Genomic DNA, 21,674 nt, shown 5'->3' with positions numbered 1-21,674 from the left:
AGACTATTATTATGGAAGATATACAGTCAGTTGTAACAATAAAGGAGCTCTACAGCCTGGATCAGACCATGGCAAAGCCTCTTCTTGAGAAGCTTACCTATCCATGGGAGGCGCTTCCACTTATCAAGGATTTCGTGCTTGAGCTTGGAAAGAGTCTGGACAAGGATGAGTACAATGAGGTGGATGAGCATGTGTGGATCCACAAGAGCTGTAAGGTGTATGGAACAGCAACCATCCTTGGACCGACAATCATAGGTGCAGGCACAGAGGTTCGTCCGGGTGCGTTCATCAGAGGAAGCGTATTGGTCGGAGAGAACTGTGTGATAGGTAATTCAACAGAGCTCAAGAATGTCATCATATTCAATAACGTTCAGGTTCCTCATTACAACTATGTGGGAGATTCAGTCCTCGGCTTCAAGTCACATATGGGTGCCGGAAGCATCACGTCCAATGTGAAGTCTGACAAGACTCTGGTTCACGTTAAGGGAAATGTGGACGGACAGAGCTTTGACATTGCAACAGGACTTAAGAAGTTTGGTGCAATGCTCGGAGATAATGTTGAGGTTGGCTGCAACAGCGTCCTCAATCCTGGAACCGTAATAGGAAGATTCAGCAACATCTATCCTGTATCAAGAGTCAGGGGATATGTGCCGGGAGGCAGTATTTTCAAGGATAAGGATAACATAGTTGCAAAGCAGTAACGACTGTATAAACGGTGGGATAAATAAAGGACATATGACCGTATATAATACAAGATATATACGGTCATATGTCCTTTTGTTTTGGCAGAAAGCACCGTGACAGCTAGTTGATCACGGCATCCTTCAGGGCATTTCGTATGGAATCTATGATAAGTCTGGTAGTGTATGTGCTGTCTCCGGAAGGTGTTATATCGTCCACGGAAGATATGTAGTGAAGCTGAGTATTGATATCCTCGAGTGCCGTTTCAAGAAGTGGGTACATGGTGGTCACAGTCTCATCCACCTGTTTGAATGACACATCTGTGATGTAGTCCTCATCCACAGTGACCATGACGGACAGAGTGTTTTCTCCCAGAACAAGGGAAGATGAGTATGTCCCCGGTGTGTAATGTATCTCGTCGAGCTTAGGAGACGGATCAGTCTGGGCTGAGGTTGCGATGCTCCTGGCTGAACCACTGGTGTCATCCGAATCTTTGCCGCGGAACATGGTGATAAGTATAATGACAAATACGATCACAAGTGCCAGCAGTATGGCGGTGTATATGAGTTCTTTTGATTTTAATACGATAAGTTTAGTTGATGACATTATTTGCTCTCCCTGTTTTTTATATATTTTATTCACAAGAGAGCGATTTTATGAGAAAATTATTAGCAGATGAAAAAACAGCATAGATAACAGTATATTGAGGTGTAAGGAGAATACAGATGGCAATACAGTTTGTACTGGGACCCGCCGGTTCAGGAAAAACAGAATATGTGATAAAGAAGCTGATAGAGGAGTCGATGGCTCACGGAGACCTGAATTATTTGTATGTGGTTCCAGAGCAGTTCTCCATGGAGGCGCAGAGAGATATAGTGACCATGCATCCGAGGCATGGAACAATGAACATAGATGCCATAGGCTTCAACAGGCTTGCGTACCGGGTATTCGATGAGCTGTCAGTGAATCCGGGAAGGGTTCTGGAGGACTTTGGAAAGAGCATGCTCATCAAGAAGATACTTATGGAGTCACAGGACGAGCTTCTTGTTTATGGAAGCTATATCAACAAGATGGGCTTTATAGATGAGATGAAATCCATGATGTCTGAGTTGTTCCAGTATGCGGTTGACAGGGATTCGATCGACGCAGTCATGGACAAGCTGGATAAGGACAGTCTGGTATACAGAAAAATGCATGACATCAGGCTTATATATAAGAGATTTGAGGAGTACAACAGGGATGGCAGCTATATAGTTGCGGAGCAGCTCATTGAATTGCTGGCTGAATGCGTGGACAGGTCGGATATGCTGGCACACAGCCATCTGTATCTTGACGGATTCACAGGATTTACACCGGTACAGATGGATCTTATCAGGAAGCTCATGACACGCGTTGAGAGCATGATATTTGTATTTACGATAGATGCGTCGCAGATAGGCTTCACAAAGCCGAAGGAGTACGAGCTGTTCAGACTCACCAAGGAGACTATGCAGGCGCTTGTGAAAATGGCGGGTGATGAGCAGGTGGACATACTGGATAATGTCGTTATGTGTCAGGATCGCAGACCGTACAGATTCGAGAAAAGCAAGGAGCTTGCAGGACTTGAGGCCAATCTGTTCAGATACCCCCATGGCAGAGTCACAGGCGATGACGGAGACATACATGTGGTCGCTGTGGACAGGGCGGCAGACGAGGCTGAGTATATAGCGGGAAGAATACGAGAGCTTGTCAGGGACAAGGGATACCGTTATAAGGATATAGCCGTGGTTGCGGGTGATCTGCAGGATGTGGCAAGGTATTACCGTCAGGCGATGGAGGAATACGATATCCCTGTGTTCATAGATGCAAATATATCTCTTAAGGGAGATCCGTGCTCAGACACCATAAGCGCTTTCCTCGGTGTGATGACGGACAACTTCTCATTTGACAGCGTGTTCAGACTGTTAAAGTCAGGAATGACCGGTGTGGATCAGGACGACATTGAGAGGATGGAGAACTATGTGCTTCTCAGGAATCTCAGGGGTTACAGGAGCTGGACGAAGGAGATAACCGATGACAGGAATCCTGACTATGCGGCAGACATGGAGTCTATAAGAGCCCAGATCATGGAGCTTTTCCCGGACAAATGTATCGATGTGTGGAAGCCGGCAAGCCCTGGCTCCAAGAACACAGTGAGAACATATACGGAATCTCTTTACAGCTTCCTTGCGCAGCTTGATGTGTGCGGTAAGCTTGAGGCTCATAAGAAAGTGCTGTATGAGCAGGAGAGATGGGATGAGGGAGATGCATACGGAAGGATATTTGACAAGGTTGTTGCCCTGTTTGAGAAGATGGAGGCTATAATCGGCGATGAGAAGCTTACCGTAAAAGAATATGCGGGAATCCTGGATGCAGGCATAGCGGATATGGAGATCGGTATAGTGCCTCCGACTATAGACCGCGTGGTGGTCGGCGATATGACGAGATCAAGGCTCAACCATATAAAGGTGCTGTTCATGGCGGGAGTGAACGAAGGCATAATTCCGAAACCGGCCAAGAAGGGCAGGATACTCTCCGGTGCAGACCGCCAGAGTCTTGAGGACTACGGTATAGAGCTGGCTCCATCAGATAAGACAAATGCGTATATAGAACAGTTCTATATATACACCACGCTCACCAAGGCATCGGATATGATCTATGTGCTGTGCCGAAAGATCGGAGAGGATCTCAAGTCCATGAAGCCGTCATACCTGATAGACAGGATAAAGAATATATTCCCGGATATACGGACGGAGGAGTATGATGTGGACGGTCAGATGCCGGAGACTGCGGCGGGAGCGCTCAGATACATCATCAGACATTCTGATGACGTTGAAGCCGGGGAGACGTTGGACGCTGTCAGAAAACTGCTTTCGAAGATGGGATATGGCAGACAGCTCAGATCGATCAATTTCGGGCAGAATTATGTTAACTCGTCAAAAAATCTGTCTCCAGATACTGTACGCCTTATATATGGAGAGAATCTGGTGGAGAGTGTGTCCAAGCTTGAGCGGTATGCTGAGTGCCAGTTCAAGTATTTCCTGACATACGGACTTTCGCTCAGAGAGAGGGAGACATACAGGATAGGCGCTGCAAATGTTGGTAATATACTTCACAGCACCATGGAGAAGATATTCTCATTTGTCAGGATGTTCAGGGACAACGACTGGGTACATCTGGACGAGGCGGAGCTGGAACAGAAGGCGGTGGAATTTGCAAATGAATCTGCGGAGGATGAAGCCGGGCTGTACTTTGAGGATTCTTCAAGAGCGGCATACATGAAAAAGCTTCTGGCGGATGTTGCATCGAGGACAGCCAGGACGCTCCGCACATTTATCAGATGTGGGGAGATGGACCCGGAGAATTTTGAGCGGCGGTTCAACACATCGGAAAATGCAGACAACATAGACAGATATATATTCAACCTTCCAAATGGACTCACGATGAGCCTCAAGGGAGTTATAGACAGAATAGATGAATTTACGGATGACAGGGATGCTTATTTCAAGATTATAGATTACAAGTCATCTGATAAGAAGCTGGATATAGACAAGGTGCTCGGAGGACTCCAGATGCAGCTTGTGACATACGGTGCCATAGCCTGCGAGCTTGAAAAGCGCAGGATGGCACAGCTTGGAAGACCTGGTGGTATACATGTGGGCGGACTTCTGTATTATACCTTTGACAATCCGGCATGTGACGTGACGGCAATGGGAGATAAGATCAGATACACTGATGACGGCATGGGATTTGCGGCTGATGACGAGGTGTTCGGGGGAGTGCTTGTGGACACCTTCGAGAAGAAGATACTTGAGGAGTCCAGATATTCAGGCCTGTACAATGGAGATAACAGGGCGCTGAAGGTCATGGACAACAGCTCAGCGACACTCAAGAACGGACAGAGCCTTGAGGAGACTCTTATAACAGATCTCATGGAGGCGAACCGCAGGAACATAGAGAGGCTTGCCGGCAGTATAGCCGAGGGAAGCATCGAGATAAATCCGGTCAATGAGGGCAAGGCAAATGCGTGCAAATACTGTGATTTTAAGGGCATATGTGCATTTGACAGCAAGTATTCAGGCAATTCATACTCCAGGATCTATAGGGGCGAGGCGGAAAATTACAACCGCAAAGCTGAGGATATAAAGAATATCAAGACTGAATACAAGAAGGTCAGGAGCGATATGGAGAAGGCCGTTAAGTCATGTGACAGCGCCCGGAAAAAGTATGAGGATGCAAAGAAGAAGGTAGATGACCGCGGCGATAAGGCAACACAGAAGATGAGGGATACTCTCGAGAGCACCGGCAGGAAGCTTGCGGAGGAGAGGGCGCATCTTGAGGAGCTGAGGGAACTGTCTGAACAGATAGTGAAGAGAGCTGCTGAGTTCGATATAGAGATAAGTGAGGAATGATGACATGGGAAAAGATATGAAGACTGACAATGGAATAAAGTGGACAGACCAGCAGGCGCATGTCATCGACACAAGGCATGGCAATCTTCTTGTATCTGCAGCGGCGGGGTCAGGTAAGACGGCGGTGCTCGTGGAGCGTATCATAGAGATGGTGGCCGGAAGAAATTCGCGTGGTGACAGAATAGAGGGAAGCGAGCCGGTATCTGTGGATGAGCTTCTTGTCGTTACATTTACAAATGCGGCAGCGGCCCAGATGAAGGAGAAGATAGGACAGGCACTGCAGAAAAAGATAGATGAGATGATGGCGAAGGGCGAATATGACGAGCATCTTATAAAGCAGATGACATTGATCAACCATGCTGACATCTGCACCATAGACAGCTTTTGCCTTAGGATAGTGAAGGAATACTTTGCGAGGGTGGAGCTTGACTGTGCATTTGGCATAGCGGACGACACGGAGATGAAGATCATAAAGCGCGACGTGATGGATCAGGTCATGGAGATGTGCTATGAGGATGAATCGGTCGTGCCCGGTTTCGACAGGCTGATAATGACGTTTGCGAGAAATGAGAGTGACAGTGCCGTGCCGGATATCGTTGAGAGGATAATAAAGGTTATATCCAGCTATCCGGAGCCGAAAAAATGGCTTGCGCAGGCGGCGGATGCCATGAAATTTGTCGTGGATACATCATCCACTGAGGAGGAGAAGAGAAGAGAAGTCATGGGGCTTCCGATGGTCAGAACATTTGCGGACAGGGTGTACATGATGCTCAGAACTGCGGATGATATGGTCAGGGAGTGCCAGAAATATGCAACGGAGGCGTATGGCCTTGAGGCGTACGGACTCCGTGTGGATAAGGATGTTGAGTTGATAACACACATGCTCAGAAGCTGTGGCGGGGAAGACGACCTGCATGTTGACCTGTTTGAACTCAGAGATATATACAGATCGTCATTGAGACCGGAGGGACTCAAGATGGAGAAGGATGCCCAGGGCCGGAGTATATGCTATGCATTTGACAGATTTGTGAACCCGGGCGGTGGAGCTGACCCGGAGAAGAAGGAATTTGTCAAATCAAGGCGGGATGTGTATAAGTCGATCATAGACGACATAGTTTCGGTCGTCCTGGATGTGGATGACATTCTGAGGCAGGCAGCCATGACTGAGCCAGTGATATCATCACTTTTGAAGCTCACCGGGCTTTATATGGATGAGCTGATGAAGGTCAAGATGGACAAGAATATGTTCGAGTTCCACGACATAGAGGAGTTCGCGTTCAGGATACTTTGCGATGGAATAGAGGATGGCAGGGCTGTCCCTTCAGAGATTGGAAAGGAAGTCTCAAGGCGGTACAGGGAGATACTTATAGATGAGTATCAGGACAGTAACTTTCTGCAGGAATACATTCTGGCAAGTGTGTCGGGACACGGTGAGGATATCCACAACACATTCATGGTCGGCGATGTTAAGCAGAGCATATACAGATTCAGAATGGCGAGACCGGATCTGTTCATAGAGAAGTATGACAGCTACCGCAGGCTGGGTGATGCTGACATAGCGGACCCGGACATAGATGGCAACAGCATACTGCTGACCAGAAACTTCCGAAGTGAGATAAATGTGTTAAAGACGGTGAACTCAATATTTGCCCAGCTCATGAGGCGAGAGCTAGGAGACATAGAGTACGATGAGGGCGCAAAGCTCAATTCCAGATTTGCCATAAGTGACGGAGAAGGGATGAAGGAGCCGGATGACGTGGATCATGGCCCTGTATCAGAGTTCATACTCATAGACAACAATATGAGAGAAGCGGATGTATCTGAGGAGTATGGCAATCCTGAGGTTGAGGCGAATTATATCGCCGGTAAGATACGTGATATTGTTGACGGAAGTGAACCTCTGTATGTTGGAAGTGGTGCTGACAGGAGACCTGTCAGATATAAGGATATCGTCATACTGCTTAGAAGTGTGTCCACAGCATCCACCATATTTGACAGGGTATTTCAGGAGAAGGGCATACCTCTGTATATTGAGAGTGAGAGTGGCTACTTTGATGCTGCTGAGATACGGACACTGGTCAGCATGCTCTCCATAGTTGATAACAGCTACGTGGATTACGACCTGGCTGCTGTCTTAAGGTCGCCACTGGTGGGCCTTGATGAGGAGGAGCTTGCGGTTATAGTGGGTGAATACCGCAGCAGATACGAGAAGAACGGCACGGACTGGAACGCCAGACTTTATGACAAGGTCATAGATTATATGGACACCCATGTGGGCGAGAAAAAACACGCTGTGGACAGACTGTGGGAATTCCTCCGCATGCTTGACTATCTCAAGAAGAATAAAAATTATATGTCCATAAGCGACATAATAAGATACGTGCTGGACACCACCGGATTTTACTGGTTTGTCGGTGCCAGACCGATGGGAAGAAGACGCCAGGCGAATATCGACATGCTCATCAAGAAGGCGGATGATTTCGAGGAGAACAGCAAGGGCGTGTTCAACTTCATCCGATATGTTGATGAGCTCAAGACAAATGATCTGGATTTTGCAGAGGCTGATGTGGTCAGTGAGAATGAGGACGTCGTCCGAGTCATGACCATGCACAAGAGCAAGGGACTGGAGTTCCCTGTTGTATTTGTGTCTGGGCTCGGCAAGGAGTTTAATCTGATGGACACCAGATCAAATGTGCTTGTCCACCAGGATCATTATCTGGCGTGCGACCAGGTCGACCTCAGAACAAGAGCCAGAAGAATGACATTTTTCAAGCGGATAATGAGTAAGAATATCGTTGCGGAGACCTATGCCGAGGAGATGAGAGTCCTGTATGTGGCGTTAACCAGGGCAAAGGAAAAGTTGTACATGACCGGGTGCGTGAAGGATGCAGATAAATTCAAGGCAGCCTGTGATATGTATATAATCGGAGACAGGATGAATTATGCATCTATCATGAAAGCAAATGGCTATGCCGCCTGGATATATACCGCGCTCAGATATGTGGGAGAGTGCGATCATGTGAAGAGCATCGAGGTGGAGGCCGACAGCTTTATGTCTCCTGAGACTGATCAGGATGAAGCAGAAAATATGACAGTGGAAGCCTCTGAAGCGAAGCTCGACAAAGAACTTTATGACCATGTGAAGAACGGACTGGAATTCAGGTATGGCTACAGACATTCGGGGCTTAAGAGCAAGATGTCCATAACCGAGATAAAAAGACTTCAGGCGCACGGTGAGGATGCCATTACACCGGATATCCTAACCAGCAGGGAGTACAGTGCCAGAAGTGAGGTCCCAATCCCAGCATTCATGAGTGAGGAGAGGATAGTCCATGGAAATGAGATAGGAAACATTTATCACAAGATCATGGAGCTTGCAGACTTCTCAGGGAAAACTGTTGCGGATGCAGAGAAGGATGTCGACAGAGTGTTTGAGCTTGGGTTATTTGATGAGCTGTATAGAGAGCGGATAAGACCAAAGAAGATATATAAGATGATACACAGTGAGATAGGACAGCGCATGGCGGCTGCGGGCAAGTCGGACAGACTGTACCGTGAGAGACAGTTCTACATGATGATGAAGCCCGGAGAAATAATGGGCTCACTTAAGGACTGCGGAGACGAGACGATAGTTGTACAGGGAATCATAGATGCCTACTTCGAGGAGGATGGCGGCATAGTTCTTCTGGATTACAAGACAGACAGCGTGAAGGATGCGTCGGAGCTGGTTAAGAGATACCATGTCCAGCTCGACAAATACGCCGATGTGCTTGAACAGCTCACCGGCATGAAGGTTAAGGAGAAGGTCATATATTCATTCTGTCTTGATACAACGGTAAACTTGTAAACCGTACGCTGAATTGATATAATAAGACCGGGTATGCAAAAACGATATAGTGATGAAAGGACATGCGCATGATAATAGCGGAGAATCTTAAGAAGGTGTATGGCGGAGACATTGTATCAGTTGATGATCTCAGTTTCCATATACACAAGGGTGAGATAGTAGGATTTGTTGGACAGAATGGTGCGGGTAAGACAACTACCATCAAGATGCTGACAGGTATACTTATGCCGACGGAGGGCAGAGTAAAGATAAATGGTTTCGATATGAGAGAAAAGCCGATGGAGGCCAAGCAGTCCATGGGTTATATAGCCGACAATCCTGATATATTTCTCAGACTTACGGGACTTGAGTATGTCAATTTCATCGCTGATATATATGGAGTATCGACCACCGAGAGAAAGCAGAGGATAGAGCAGATGGCTGAACGCTTTGGTATGGAGGACAGCCTGAACAGACAGATGGTCAGCTATTCCCACGGTATGCGCCAGAAGATGATGGTCATAGCTGCGCTTGTGCACAATCCACCTGTATGGATACTCGACGAGCCTATGACGGGACTTGATCCGAATGCGGCATATGAGCTCAAGAAAATGATGCGTGAACATGCCGACGCAGGAAACTGTGTATTCTTTTCAACACATGTTCTCGAGGTTGCAGAGAAGCTCTGCGACAAGATAATCATGATAAGAAAGGGAAAGGATATATACCAGGGAACTCTGGATGAGCTTGAGACACAGCACAGGAACAAATCTCTTGAAGAGATATTTGTGGAGATGACGCATGAAGAATTTTAGGATATTGCTCAGTATGATAAGCAGGAATAATGATATGGAGATGCCGGAGCATGGGGACAAGGCAAAGGCATATAAGGTCATGGGAATCATCGCCATGTGCTGTATCATGATCCCGTGCTGTATCGTTGTGGGATTTATAGTTTACATAATGACTGCAGCACTCATGGAGGCGGGAGGCTGTACAGAGGGACTCAACCTCGTTATCCAGCTCATGTCGGTGTTCGGCGTTATATTCAGTATAATGGTCATATTCAATCTGCTTTATTTTTCATCTGATCTTGATCATTTACTGCCGCTGCCTGTGAAACCGGCAGAGCTTGTGGCCGCCAAGTTTACACACGCATATTTTGCCGAGAGCGTCATGGAGTTTATGGTTCTCTTCTGTGGATTTATCGGTTACTTTGTAGCCGCAGAGATAAAGCCGGTATCCGTGATAACCTCATTACTTGGCGTATTTTTACTTCCGGTTCTGCCGCTGGTGTACTGTGGTATATTTGCACTGATAGTCATGGCGTTTTTCAGCAGACTCAAACTGCTCAGAAATGTGGACTTCATGGTGGGACTTGCGGTTGTAGTGTTTGCAGGCCTTTTCATATGGTCATTTGCACAGATGGACTCTGTGAATATAAATAATTACATAGACAGCCTTAAAAATGGTGACAATATATTCATAAAGGTAATGAACAATATATTTTTCACGGTTCCGCTGTTCCTGAAGGCATTGGGCAGTAACAACATCGTGTATATGTTGCTCTTTGTGCTTGTGAACGCTGGCTGTGTGGCACTTCTGTTTTTCCTTGGAAATCTGCTGTACCTCAGGGGCGTATACCTTGTGTCATCCACCGGAAGGTCAGGACGCCGCCAGAAGGAAGTTGTCGGGCTGCAGGACTTTGCCATAAAGACACCGTTCAGATCATATATGGCAAAGGAGATAAAGACACTGGTGAGGACTCCGGCATACAGGAAGTATTGCGTTGTGGTCAACCTGATATGGCCGATACTCGTTGTGGCATTGTTCAATATACCTGCAACTGCGGATTCGATCAGGGCATTCAGAGACACATTTGGAAGAGGGCTTTTCCTGGCTGACATGGTCATGCTGGTTGCGGTCATCGCCCTGGCATTCTTTGCAACAGCGATGAACAGTATCGCATCCACGGCGTTCACCAGAGAGGGAAGCCATATATCATTTATAAAGCACATCCCGATGACATATGATCTCCAGATCCGCGCAAAGGTCTGGGTTAGCATGCTGTTCAGCGGAGTGACGATCGCGGTTACCACGGTTATCCTCTGTATATATATGGAGTGTAGTGTTATAGACAGTGTGTATTATGTTGTGCTGGGAATCCTCGGCTCGGGCATTTGCACATACACAGGTGTGCTTCTCGATTCAACACATCCGAAGCTTGACTGGGAGGATGAATACGGTGCGCTCAGAGGCAATCTGAATGCATTCTTTAATATGGCTATTGCAATTGTTATAGCAATTGTTTTGTGTGTGGCAGGATATCTTGTTTTCAAGTTTACAATGATCCCGTCATATGCAGTATATATTATTTTCTTTATAATAATGGGAGCTATACTCGTTATCCTGCGCAGTATTACTATGCGCAGGAGTGCGTGGAATATAGACACTGATGTGTACAGTTATTAACAGGAGGCAATGAAAATGGCACAGAAAAATGCGTGGAACAAATACAAGAAGGATGAGATAAAGGAGCTGGAGAGCCTGTGTAAGGACTACAGGGAATTCCTTGACAATGGCAAGACAGAGAGAGAATGCGTTAAAGAGATCGTCAGACAGGCAGAGGATCACGGCTACAGAGATCTGAAGAAGATCATTAAGAACAAGGAGAGCCTTGCAGCTGGAGATAAAGTGTATGCCGTGTGGATGAACAAGACGGTCGCCATGTTCAATATAGGAAAGAAGAAGCTTGAGAAGGGCATGAACATACTCGGTGCACACATTGATTCCCCTCGAATGGATGTGAAGCAGAATCCGCTTTATGAGAAGGGCGGATTTGCATATCTCGACACTCACTATTACGGCGGAATCAAGAAGTATCAGTGGGTAACACTCCCACTTGCCATACACGGTGTTGTTGCAAAGACAAATGGTGACGTTATGACAGTGAACATAGGAGAGGACAAGAATGATCCGGTATTCTGTGTTACAGATCTTCTCATACATCTCTCTCAGGAGCAGCTCAAGAAGAGAGCGGATTCAGTGATAGAGGGAGAGCAGCTTGACATACTGTTTGCAAGCAGACCGCTTGAGGGCAAGGAGAAGGAGGCTGTAAAGGAAGCTGTACTTGCGCTCCTTGAGAAGAAGTACGATATGAAGGAGGAGGATTTCCTCTCAGCAGAGCTCGAGATCGTTCCTGCAGGAAAGGCAAGGAACTGCGGTATAGACGAGAGTATGATCATGGCATATGGCCAGGACGACAGAGTGTGTGCATACACATCCCTTGTCGCCATGCTTGAGGCTGACGATCCGGAGAAGACGACCTGCTGTCTGCTCACTGACAAGGAGGAGATAGGAAGTGTTGGAGCAACAGGAATGCAGTCACACTTCTTTGAGAATACTGTAGCTGAGATCATGAACGCCATGGGTGGCTTCTCAGAGATCTCACTCAGAAGATGTCTTGCATCGTCAAGGATGCTGTCATCGGATGTATCTGCGGGCTTTGATCCTACATTTGAGTCAGCATTTGACAAGAAGAATGCGGCTATCTTCGGTGAAGGAATGGTATTTAACAAGTTCACAGGATCAAGAGGAAAGTCAGGATCAAATGACGCAAATGCAGAATACATGGCGGCTATAAGAAAGATCATGGATGATGCGGAGATCACATACCAGACAGCCGAGCTCGGCAAGGTAGATGTCGGTGGCGGCGGAACCATCGCATATATACTTTCACTGTATGGTATGGAGGTAATAGACTGTGGCGTGGCTGTACTCAACATGCATGCACCATGGGAAGTGACATCCAAGGCAGATATATATGAGACCAAGAAAGGATATGTTGCATTCCTCAAAGAGGCGTAGGAGCGGACATATCTTCGGAGGAAAAAATGAGAGATCATCAAAAGAAACTTATCATATACGTGATAATACTTGCCGTGGCGACAGTGATGTGGCCACGGCTTAGTGTGTTTGCAGATGAGGATTTTACATCAAATTATAACCAGAGGACATTCTCCGATACCGATGGGTTTGACAGTGGAGAGGCAAATTGTGTGTGCCAGTCTGTGAGTGGATACATATGGATAGGTACGGACAACGGACTTTACAGGTATGACGGAAGTGAATTTACACTGTTCTCACTGGACGGTGACGAGGATGCCACGAAATATTCGATCAACTGCATTTATCTCACAAGTGATGAGAAGCTGTATGTTGGAACGGACAACTATGGACTCTACATGTATGATAACGGAACCTTTCAGAGAGTTTCCGAGATGTACAATCTGGGTGTGTCGACCATCAACGCCATGTACGAGGACGATAACAAGAATCTGTGGATAGCGGCCTCGTCGGGAATATTTCGTCTGTCATCTGACGGTGCGGAAGCTCTGGCTGATGATGTCGTGTCAGGACTCAGCGTGGGAAATATATCAGGACATGGGGACTATGTGTATGCAATAGCCAATAATGATATTTTGATAACCGTTGATCCTGAAAGACATGTCTCCATAACCAACAAGTCAGAGTACAGGGTCGACGATATAAACTCACTGTATGTTGACGAGAATGGCAACAGATATTATGGATCCGCCGGATACAGCATCCTTAAGATAGGAACAGACGGCAAGAATGAGATCATCAACACGGGCAACCTTCACGGAATCAACAAGATATATTCGGATGGCGACAACATCTGGGCGCTTGCCGATGACGGTGTTGGATATATCTCATCAAAGGGTAATGTGACAGCCATCGGGGGACTGAGCTTTAACGAGTCGATGAGCGATATGATCATAGACTTTGAGGGCAATTACTGGTTTACGTCATACAGAAAAGGTATTCTTCAGTTGGAGAGGAGCAAGTTCCAGAATGTCACCATGAAGTACGGCATAGACAGCTCCATCGTGAACTGTGTGACGAGCTACAATGGCAACACGTTTATAGGAACTGATGAAGGTCTGTATATCGTAGATTCAAATGGCAAGCTTGTGATGAGTGCGGACAATGAGCTCGTATCAAAGCTCAGCGGTATAAGTATACGAGATCTGTATGTGGATTCGGACGATCATCTGTGGATAGCTACATATAAGATATATGGTGTAATAAAGGTGAGCCGAAACTGGCAGTACAAGAGCTACAGCCGTGGAGAGTCATCACTCATAAGCAATGCCGTGAACTGTATAACTGAGATAAAGCCGGGAACGGTGGCGGTTGGAACAGAGAACGGTATATCTGTGATAGAGGGCGATGATGTCGTAAAGAGCATATCGAGACTGGATGGACTTGATAACCCTGACATAATCAGCCTGTACGCAGACGAGACCGGCGAGCTGTATGCCGGTTCCAACGGCGCTGGCGTGTTTATAGTTGACACGGATTATACTGTCGGCAAGATGAAGCTGGATGATACCCAGAAGATGAGCGTTGTGTCAAGTATGGTCCGCGGAAGCAGCGGTTTGTGGATAGGAACGGACAATGGTCTGTATTATCAGGAGGGAACCGTCAGACAAGTCACCACCGTGGATAACACCAACGGTATATACGATCTCATAATGGACGATCAGGGATACCTGTGGATGTTTGGTTCCAGAGGTTTATACAGATATTATGAGAAGGATATACTGAGCAATGCCTCACCTGAATATATAAGCTTTACGAAGAACGACGGAATAATATCCAACATAACAGAGAAATCAACCAACTATGTGTCAAAGACAGGCGTTGTGTATGTGTGCTGCGATGAAGGGCTGTGCAGGATAAATCTCAATTCAGAGTATGTGAACGAGGTAGCTCCTAGGGTTCGTATTGCCTCCATAGAGGTGGATGGAACTGAGCATCAGTTCTCAGATCTGGACGGACAGATAGATGTGCCGAAGAACACCAACAGAATAACTATCAAGTTCTCAGTCCTTAGTTATGTAAACCGTGCTGACATATCAGTGGAGTATTACCTTGAGGGCTTTGAGAGCGAGAAGAGAACGCTCACGGGAACTGACAAGATGGAGGTCGAGTACACCAATCTTGAGGGAGGTACTTACCGTTTTATGTTAACTGCAAAAAATGCGGACGGCGTGGAGTGTGAACAGCCGCTTACATTTGTCATAGACAAGGAACTTGGTTTTTTCGAGACGAATCTGGCAAAGATGCTCCTTGTGATATTTATAGTTCTTCTTATCTTAGTGGGAATAGCTGTTGCGAGAAGTATCTTCAAGCTTCTCAGAAGACAGAACGAGCAGGTGGAAGAGCTCAGCAAGAAGAGTGAGGAGGCGGAGAAGTCCAATCAGGCAAAGAATGATTATGTAAACTATCTTAATCATGAGATAAGGACTCCACTCAATAACATAATCGCCATCTCAGAGCTTGCCATGAGAAACTGTCAGGATACCCAGAGTGATGAGTATGCACAGTACGGTGCCATGTATGCTGCGGGAAGAGAGATACTCGATATGTCCGATGGAATATCGAAGCTTTCAAACCTCAAGGACGACATCATAGAGCCGGAGTACAAGCAGTATTTTGCCTCGGATCTCATAGATGAGCTCTCCGACGAATTCAAGTCCATGGTGAACAGTGATCTCATCGATCTCAAGGTCAGCATTGAGGACAAGATACCGAACGGACTCATAGGAGATATGACGGCGGTGAGAGAGATTCTTGAGAACATATTTGCATGGTCCGCAAATACTACAAAAGAGGGCTATATAAGCATAGACATTGACTGGCGTATAGCCAGAAGAGCTGACGAGGATGTAGATGAGGCGGAGGCCGAGGATTACACAGTCAGTGAATTCTCGGAGCTCATAGAGGAACCGGAGACTGAGATATCCCGAATATTTGACAGGGATCACGATGAGATATATCTGGACTTCAAGATATCGGATACAGGACTTGGAGTTAAGGAAGAGAGACTTGGAACATTGTTTGAGCTGGATGACTCCTATGAGAGATCAGATATAGGAATGTTCAGAGTCAGTCTTGGCCTTGCCATAGCCAAGGAGCTTGTGCGTATGCTGGATGGAAGCATCAGCGCAGAGAGCATATATGGCGCAGGAACGACCATACGCTTCAGCATCAAGCAGTCAGTGTTTGATTATAGTTATGTCAACTACAATGAGAGAAAGCGCAAGGAGATGGCGAGAAGAAATGCCAATTCACATCTGTGGCTGCCGGATGCCCGCATACTTATAGTGGACGACTCAGAGCTTGCATTACAGGTGGAGAAGACCATATTTGATACATATGGTCTGGCGTGCGACACAGCCACATCGGGATTTGATGCACTTGATAAGGTCATGGTGGAGAATTACGATATGGTATTTATCGACACCGTTATGCCTGTCATGGATGGACTGGATACCGTCAGGGAGATGAGAAATCTTGACGGTGAGGAGTACAAGAAGATGCCTATCATTGCGCTGTCCGCCAACACGGTCGAGACATCCAGAGAGGAGATACTCACATCGGGCTTCAACGATGTCATAGTTAAGCCGATAGAGCTCGATCAGGCAGAATCCATGCTGAGGACTTATATATCGGAGGACAAGATAAAGGAGAGAGACACAGAGCTTTCCCAGTCCGATGATGACATCAACTATATGGAGGATGCAGTCCTGCTTGGAAGATTTGTGTCCGTGGAAGATTCCGTCAAAGCCATGGGTGGAAGCTTCAGAACCTTTAACACATTTGTCAGAAATTACAGGGATGAGTACCGGGAAGAGGTACAGCAGCTCAGAAAATATATAGACGACGATGTGAGAAAGTACAAAAATATAATCCATGACATCAAGAGCAGCAGTGCAAATATCGGGGCTTACGGAATCGAGCGCAAGGCGGCCAACCTGGAGTCTGCGATAAATATCGGAAACCAGCAGTATGCCCGCGATAATACCCGCGATTTTATAGCTATGATGAACGACTTCTTCAAGCAGATAGACAAGTATATGTCAAAGATAAATCATGTGGAGGAGCCTGCTGAGAAGGAAGTCCGGGATGGAATAAACAAGAGCAAGCTCAAGGAGCTCAGGGCATTCTTGAGAGCGGGGGACCGCGAACCTGTGGAGGACCTTATACGTGATATTGACAGGTACTCCTACGGAGATATAGACACAGAGTTCTTCACTGCACTTAAGGAGTATGTGGGAACCGGAGATTACCAGACCTCCAGTGAGATGATAGACCAGTATCTCAACAGTATCTAACATTATATAAAGTGCGCAGGCAAAATAAGCCTGCGCTGCAATATAAATAAACAAGAAAAGAGGAAATGAAAAATGAGAGTAGCAATTATCATGGGATCAACAAGTGATCTGCCAAAGGTTGAGCCGGCAGTATCAATTCTTAAGAATTACGGTGTGGAGGTCGATGTGAGATGCCTTTCAGCACACAGAGCACACGCAGGACTTTCAGAATTCATCGAGGAAGCTAACAATAACGGAACAGAGGTCATAATCGCAGCTGCAGGAATGGCGGCAGCACTCCCTGGAGTTGTGGCATCACAGACAGTTCTCCCTGTTATTGGAGTACCTCTCTCAGGCGCAACTCTTGATGGAATGGATGCACTTCTTTCTATCGTTCAGATGCCTTCAGGAATCCCTGTTGCAACAGTTGCGATAAACGGAAGCAAGAATGCTGCATATCTTGCCCTTCAGATAATCGGTGTCAACAACGAGGCAGTCAGATTAAAGCTTCAGGATGAGCGTAGAGACATGGAAAAGGCTGCCATGAAAGCTAACGAAGAAGTAATAGAAAAGTTTAAGTACTAACTTTACAATTAAAAAGTGGAATGTTAGTATGTTGGATGGATGGTATTCGAAAGAAGCTGTACCTGAATCATGCTTCCACAGGAAGCGCATACACGGATACTGACAACAGATTTAAGCAGGTGATTGTATGAGGATTGGATTTATTGGAGCTGGAAAAGTCGGATTCACATTTGGCAGGTATATCGCAGAGAAGAGAGAGCTTGTCAGAGAGAAAACGGATGGAGCATTGTGCCTGGAGGTTGGTGGATATTTTAGCGCCAGCAGACAGAGTGCGGAGCTTGCAGCAGAGTTTACCGAGACCTGTGTGTACGACAGCCTGGAGCAGCTGTGTGAGTATAGTGAAATTATTTTTCTCACCGTTCCTGACGGACAGATAGGAGAGGTGTGGAAGAGTATAAAGGATCTTGACATTCGTGGCAGGATCATTTGTCACGCCAGTGGGGCGATGACATCAGATATTTTCTCAGGTATAACAGAGGCGGGAGCCTTTGGTTATTCGATTCATCCTATGTATGCAATAAGTTCAAAGTACGAATCCTATAAAGAACTGGACAATTCATTTTTTACAGTTGAGGGAGATGACAGACATGTCGATAAGGTATGTTCTGTCATAAGAGCCCTCGGCAATAGCTGTGTGCGCATTGATGGTACCGACAAGGTGAAGTATCACGGCGCTGCGGTGTTTGCAAGCAATCTGGTAACAGGGCTGCTGGCGGTTTCACAGGAGCTTCTGACACAGTGCGGCTTCTCGGCGGAGGAGGCACAGAGGGCTATAGTGCCTTTGTTCCTCGGCAATGCGAAAGCTGCGGCTGACAGGGGAACGGTTGACAGCCTGACAGGGCCTGTTGAGAGATGCGATACAGAAACTGTGAGAAAGCATCTGAATGCATTGAGCGGAGATGAACGGAGCGCATATGCTGCGGTGTCCAGATGCCTTGTGCCGGTGGCAGAGAGAAAGCACCCGGACAGAGATTATAGCGGTTTGATACGTCTACTGAACGGAATAGGAGAATTTAATTATGAAGAACACGACGGCAACACTCAGGCAGATGAAGGGAACGGACAAGAAGATATCCATGATCACAGCGTATGATTACACCATGGCGAAGATCGTGGATGAGTCAGGAGTCAACACTATTCTTGTTGGAGATTCCCTGGGCAACACTATCCTCGGATATGAGGACACGATCTCTGTAACTGTTGATGATATGATACATCACAGTGCAGCGGTGGCAAGGGGCGCAAAGAATGCTCTTGTTATCACAGATATGCCATTTATGTCCTATCAGACAAGCGTGTATGACGCGGTTGTCAATGCCGGAAGGATCATGAAGGAAGGACGTGCCGGAGCGGTGAAGCTTGAGGGCGGTCAGGACATGTGTCCGCAGATAAGCGCCATAGTCAAGGCGAGCATACCTGTATGTGCACATCTTGGACTCACACCACAGTCCATCAACGCATTTGGCGGATTCAAGGTGCAGGGCAAGACAGAGGCTGCAGCCAAGAAGCTCATAGAGGATGCAAAGGCTGTTGAGGAGGCAGGCGCATTCATGCTCGTAATGGAGTGCGTACCAGAGAAGCTTGCGAAGATAGTCACAGAGACAGTAAGCATCCCTACCATAGGAATAGGCGCAGGCCGTTACTGCGATGGACAGGTGCTTGTAAATCAGGATATGTTTGGCATGTATTCAGACTTTGTTCCAAAGTTCGTAAAGCAGTTTGCAAATGTGGGCGATGTTATGAGAGGTGCGGTTAAGGCTTATATCGATGAGATAAATGCCGGAACATTCCCGGGCCCTGAGCACACATACAAGATAGACGATGAAGTAATAGAGAAGTTATACTAAAGGAGAAAACGATCATGGTAATTTTAAAGAAGATAGATGAGGTAAGAGCGCAGGTTAAAGAGTGGAAGAAGCAGGGACTTACAGTTGGTCTTGTTCCTACAATGGGTTATCTTCACGAGGGACATCAGAGTCTTATCAAGAAGTCAGTGGAGCAGAACGACAGAACAGTTGTAAGCGTATTTGTAAATCCTATACAGTTTGGACCAAACGAGGATCTTGAGAGCTATCCAAGAGATCTTGAGGCTGATGCAAAGCTCTGTGAGAGCACAGGTGCAGACATCATATTCAATCCGGAGCCTGAGGAGATGTACGCAGACGGCTTCGTGTCATTCATCAACATGACAGGACTTCCAAATGCACTCTGCGGACTTACACGTCCAATACATTTCAAGGGTGTATGTACAGTTGTAGGAAAGCTCTTCAATATAGTTACACCTGACAGAGCATACTTTGGACAGAAGGATGCCCAGCAGCTTGCCATCATCATGAGAATGGTCAAGGATCTGAACTTTGATATAGAGATAGTCGGCTGTCCGATCATAAGAGAGGCGGACGGACTGGCAAAGAGCTCAAGAAACATCTACCTCACACCAGAGGAGAGAAAGGCTGCAGTAGTTCTCAGCAAGGCCGTAAAGCTTGGTCAGGACATGATAGCTGACGGAGAGAGAGACGCAGCGAAGATCGTTGGTGAGATGAAGAAGCTCATCTCTGCTGAACCGCTTGCAACTATCGACTATGTAGAGATGGTCAACATGGATACCATGCAGTCCATAGAGAAGGCAGAAGGACATGTACTCTGTGCAATGGCAGTCAAGTTCGGCAAGGCGAGACTGATTGACAACTTTATAGCTGAGTTATAGAATACAGCCTTTGAAGAAAGGATAAAATACACAGTATGTTAAAAGGAAAGACAGTAGTTCTCGGAGTCACAGGAAGCATTGCGGCATATAAGATAGCCAATCTGGCAAGTATGCTGGTGAAAAAGCATGCGGATGTGCATGTCATCATGACGGAGAACGCAACAAACTTTATCAATCCGATCACATTTGAGACGCTCACAGGCAACAAATGCCTGGTCGATACATTTGACAGGAATTTCCAGTTCAACGTGGAGCACGTAGCACTGGCAAAGAGGGCGGATGTGTTCATGGTGGCACCTGCGTCGGCCAATATAATCGGCAAGATAGCGGGGGGAATAGCAGACGATATGCTCAGCACAACGATCATGCCGGCAAAATGTCCTAAGATCATAGCACCGGCCATGAATACTGGAATGATAGAGAATCCTATAGTACAGGACAATATAAAGAAGCTTGAGTCATATGGATATGAGATAGTGGAATCCGCAACTGGATACCTTGCATGTGGAGACACAGGCAAGGGCAAGCTCCCTGATGCGGAGGTTCTTCAGGATTATATCCTTAAGGCCATAGCGAAAGAAAAGGATATGGCCGGGGTGAGACTTCTGGTTACGGCAGGCCCTACCCGTGAGGCCATAGACCCGGTCAGATATATAACGAATCACTCCACAGGCAAGATGGGATATGCCATTGCCAGACAGGCCATGCTCAGAGGGGCGGACGTCACCTTGGTCACAGGCAAGGTGGAGATAGAACCGCCGAGATTTGTCAATGTGGTTGACATAACATCGGCTCAGGATATGTATGAGGCTGTCATGGACAGAAGTACAGAGCAGGACGTGATCATCAAGGCTGCTGCGGTGGCTGATTACAGGCCTGCAGAGGTGGCAGAACACAAGATCAAGAAGGCTGATGGAGACATGAGCATCAAGCTTTCGAGAACGAAGGATATTCTGCTTGCACTTGGAAATCAGAGAATTGAAAAGGGGATACAGGATCAGATCATCTGCGGATTCTCCATGGAGACGAGGGATCTCATAGAGAATTCAAGGAAGAAGATAGATTCAAAGCATATAGATCTTATTGCGGCAAATAATTTAAAGGTCGCAGGGGCGGGATTTGGTGTTGACACCAATGTTCTCACTCTCATTACAAGGGACAGTATCAGTGAACTTCCGATGATGTCAAAGGAAGAGTGTGCAGACATGCTTCTTGACAGAATAATGGAGATGCGTAAAGTTGCAGACCTGTCCTGACAGGAG

General features: G+C 46.7%; 13 protein-coding genes. 12 read left to right on the top strand and 1 reads right to left on the bottom strand.

Features of this window, described 5'->3' with window-relative positions; genetic code table 11:
* Nucleotides 1-11 precede the first annotated feature (11 nt).
* On the top strand, nucleotides 12-701 hold the full coding sequence (locus ABUA31_RS09210; protein WP_015535088.1) for an LbetaH domain-containing protein: 690 nt from the start codon (nucleotides 12-14) through the stop codon (nucleotides 699-701).
* Nucleotides 702-804: 103 nt separating this feature from the next.
* On the opposite strand, the gene ABUA31_RS09205 is transcribed toward ABUA31_RS09210, so the two are convergent.
* The gene (locus ABUA31_RS09205) at nucleotides 805-1,287 is read right to left on the bottom strand and encodes a hypothetical protein (RefSeq protein WP_055146811.1); all 483 of its coding nucleotides are present in this window, start codon (nucleotides 1,285-1,287) and stop codon (nucleotides 805-807) included.
* A gap of 119 nt (nucleotides 1,288-1,406) precedes the next feature.
* Between ABUA31_RS09205 and ABUA31_RS09200 the strand changes: the two genes are divergently transcribed.
* The 11 genes from ABUA31_RS09200 to coaBC all read left to right on the top strand — a co-directional run bounded on the left by ABUA31_RS09200 (nucleotide 1,407) and on the right by coaBC (nucleotide 21,668).
* Nucleotides 1,407-5,111, top strand: a complete 3,705-nt coding sequence (locus ABUA31_RS09200; protein ID WP_349093173.1) for a helicase-exonuclease subunit AddB family protein — start codon at nucleotides 1,407-1,409, stop codon at nucleotides 5,109-5,111.
* Nucleotides 5,112-5,115: 4 nt separating this feature from the next.
* Complete coding sequence (addA, locus tag ABUA31_RS09195; RefSeq protein WP_349093174.1) at nucleotides 5,116-8,958, top strand: helicase-exonuclease AddAB subunit AddA; 3,843 nt, start codon at nucleotides 5,116-5,118, stop codon at nucleotides 8,956-8,958.
* A gap of 68 nt (nucleotides 8,959-9,026) precedes the next feature.
* Complete coding sequence (locus ABUA31_RS09190) at nucleotides 9,027-9,752, top strand: ABC transporter ATP-binding protein (RefSeq protein WP_022216895.1); 726 nt, start codon at nucleotides 9,027-9,029, stop codon at nucleotides 9,750-9,752.
* Nucleotides 9,739-11,409: a permease-like membrane multi-spanning protein gene (locus tag ABUA31_RS09185; RefSeq protein ID WP_055223398.1), complete on the top strand. Its 1,671-nt coding sequence runs from the start codon at nucleotides 9,739-9,741 to the stop codon at nucleotides 11,407-11,409. Before ABUA31_RS09190 ends, ABUA31_RS09185 begins: the two co-directional genes overlap by 14 nt.
* A gap of 15 nt (nucleotides 11,410-11,424) precedes the next feature.
* Nucleotides 11,425-12,804, top strand: coding sequence for an aminopeptidase (locus tag ABUA31_RS09180; protein WP_022216893.1), 1,380 nt, complete (start codon nucleotides 11,425-11,427; stop codon nucleotides 12,802-12,804).
* 26 nt (nucleotides 12,805-12,830) lie between these two features.
* Entirely contained in the window at nucleotides 12,831-17,141 is a 4,311-nt protein-coding gene (locus tag ABUA31_RS09175) for a hybrid sensor histidine kinase/response regulator (RefSeq protein WP_022216892.1), read from the top strand.
* Nucleotides 17,142-17,213: 72 nt separating this feature from the next.
* Nucleotides 17,214-17,705 (top strand): 5-(carboxyamino)imidazole ribonucleotide mutase, encoded by a 492-nt coding sequence (gene purE, locus ABUA31_RS09170; protein WP_015535082.1) that lies wholly within the window; start codon nucleotides 17,214-17,216, stop codon nucleotides 17,703-17,705.
* A gap of 127 nt (nucleotides 17,706-17,832) precedes the next feature.
* Nucleotides 17,833-18,798 (top strand): Rossmann-like and DUF2520 domain-containing protein, encoded by a 966-nt coding sequence (locus tag ABUA31_RS09165; protein WP_117874935.1) that lies wholly within the window; start codon nucleotides 17,833-17,835, stop codon nucleotides 18,796-18,798.
* Nucleotides 18,725-19,552: a 3-methyl-2-oxobutanoate hydroxymethyltransferase gene (gene panB, locus ABUA31_RS09160; RefSeq protein WP_015535079.1), complete on the top strand. Its 828-nt coding sequence runs from the start codon at nucleotides 18,725-18,727 to the stop codon at nucleotides 19,550-19,552. The genes ABUA31_RS09165 and panB overlap by 74 nt, the downstream gene beginning before the upstream one ends.
* A gap of 14 nt (nucleotides 19,553-19,566) precedes the next feature.
* Nucleotides 19,567-20,412 carry a pantoate--beta-alanine ligase gene (panC, locus tag ABUA31_RS09155; protein WP_015535078.1) on the top strand — a complete coding sequence of 282 codons (846 nt, stop codon included), beginning with the start codon at nucleotides 19,567-19,569 and terminating at the stop codon, nucleotides 20,410-20,412.
* Between the two features lie 35 nt (nucleotides 20,413-20,447).
* Nucleotides 20,448-21,668, top strand: coding sequence for a bifunctional phosphopantothenoylcysteine decarboxylase/phosphopantothenate--cysteine ligase CoaBC (gene coaBC, locus ABUA31_RS09150; protein WP_055223400.1), 1,221 nt, complete (start codon nucleotides 20,448-20,450; stop codon nucleotides 21,666-21,668).
* Nucleotides 21,669-21,674 lie beyond the last annotated feature (6 nt).

The organism is Coprococcus sp. RTP31081st1_H1_RTP31081_211007 (assembly GCF_040227275.1).
Classification (GTDB): Bacteria; Bacillota; Clostridia; order Lachnospirales; family Lachnospiraceae; genus Coprococcus; species Coprococcus aceti.
The sequence above is the reverse complement of the archived record's forward strand: the minus strand, read 5'-3'. Positions and strand labels throughout refer to the sequence as shown.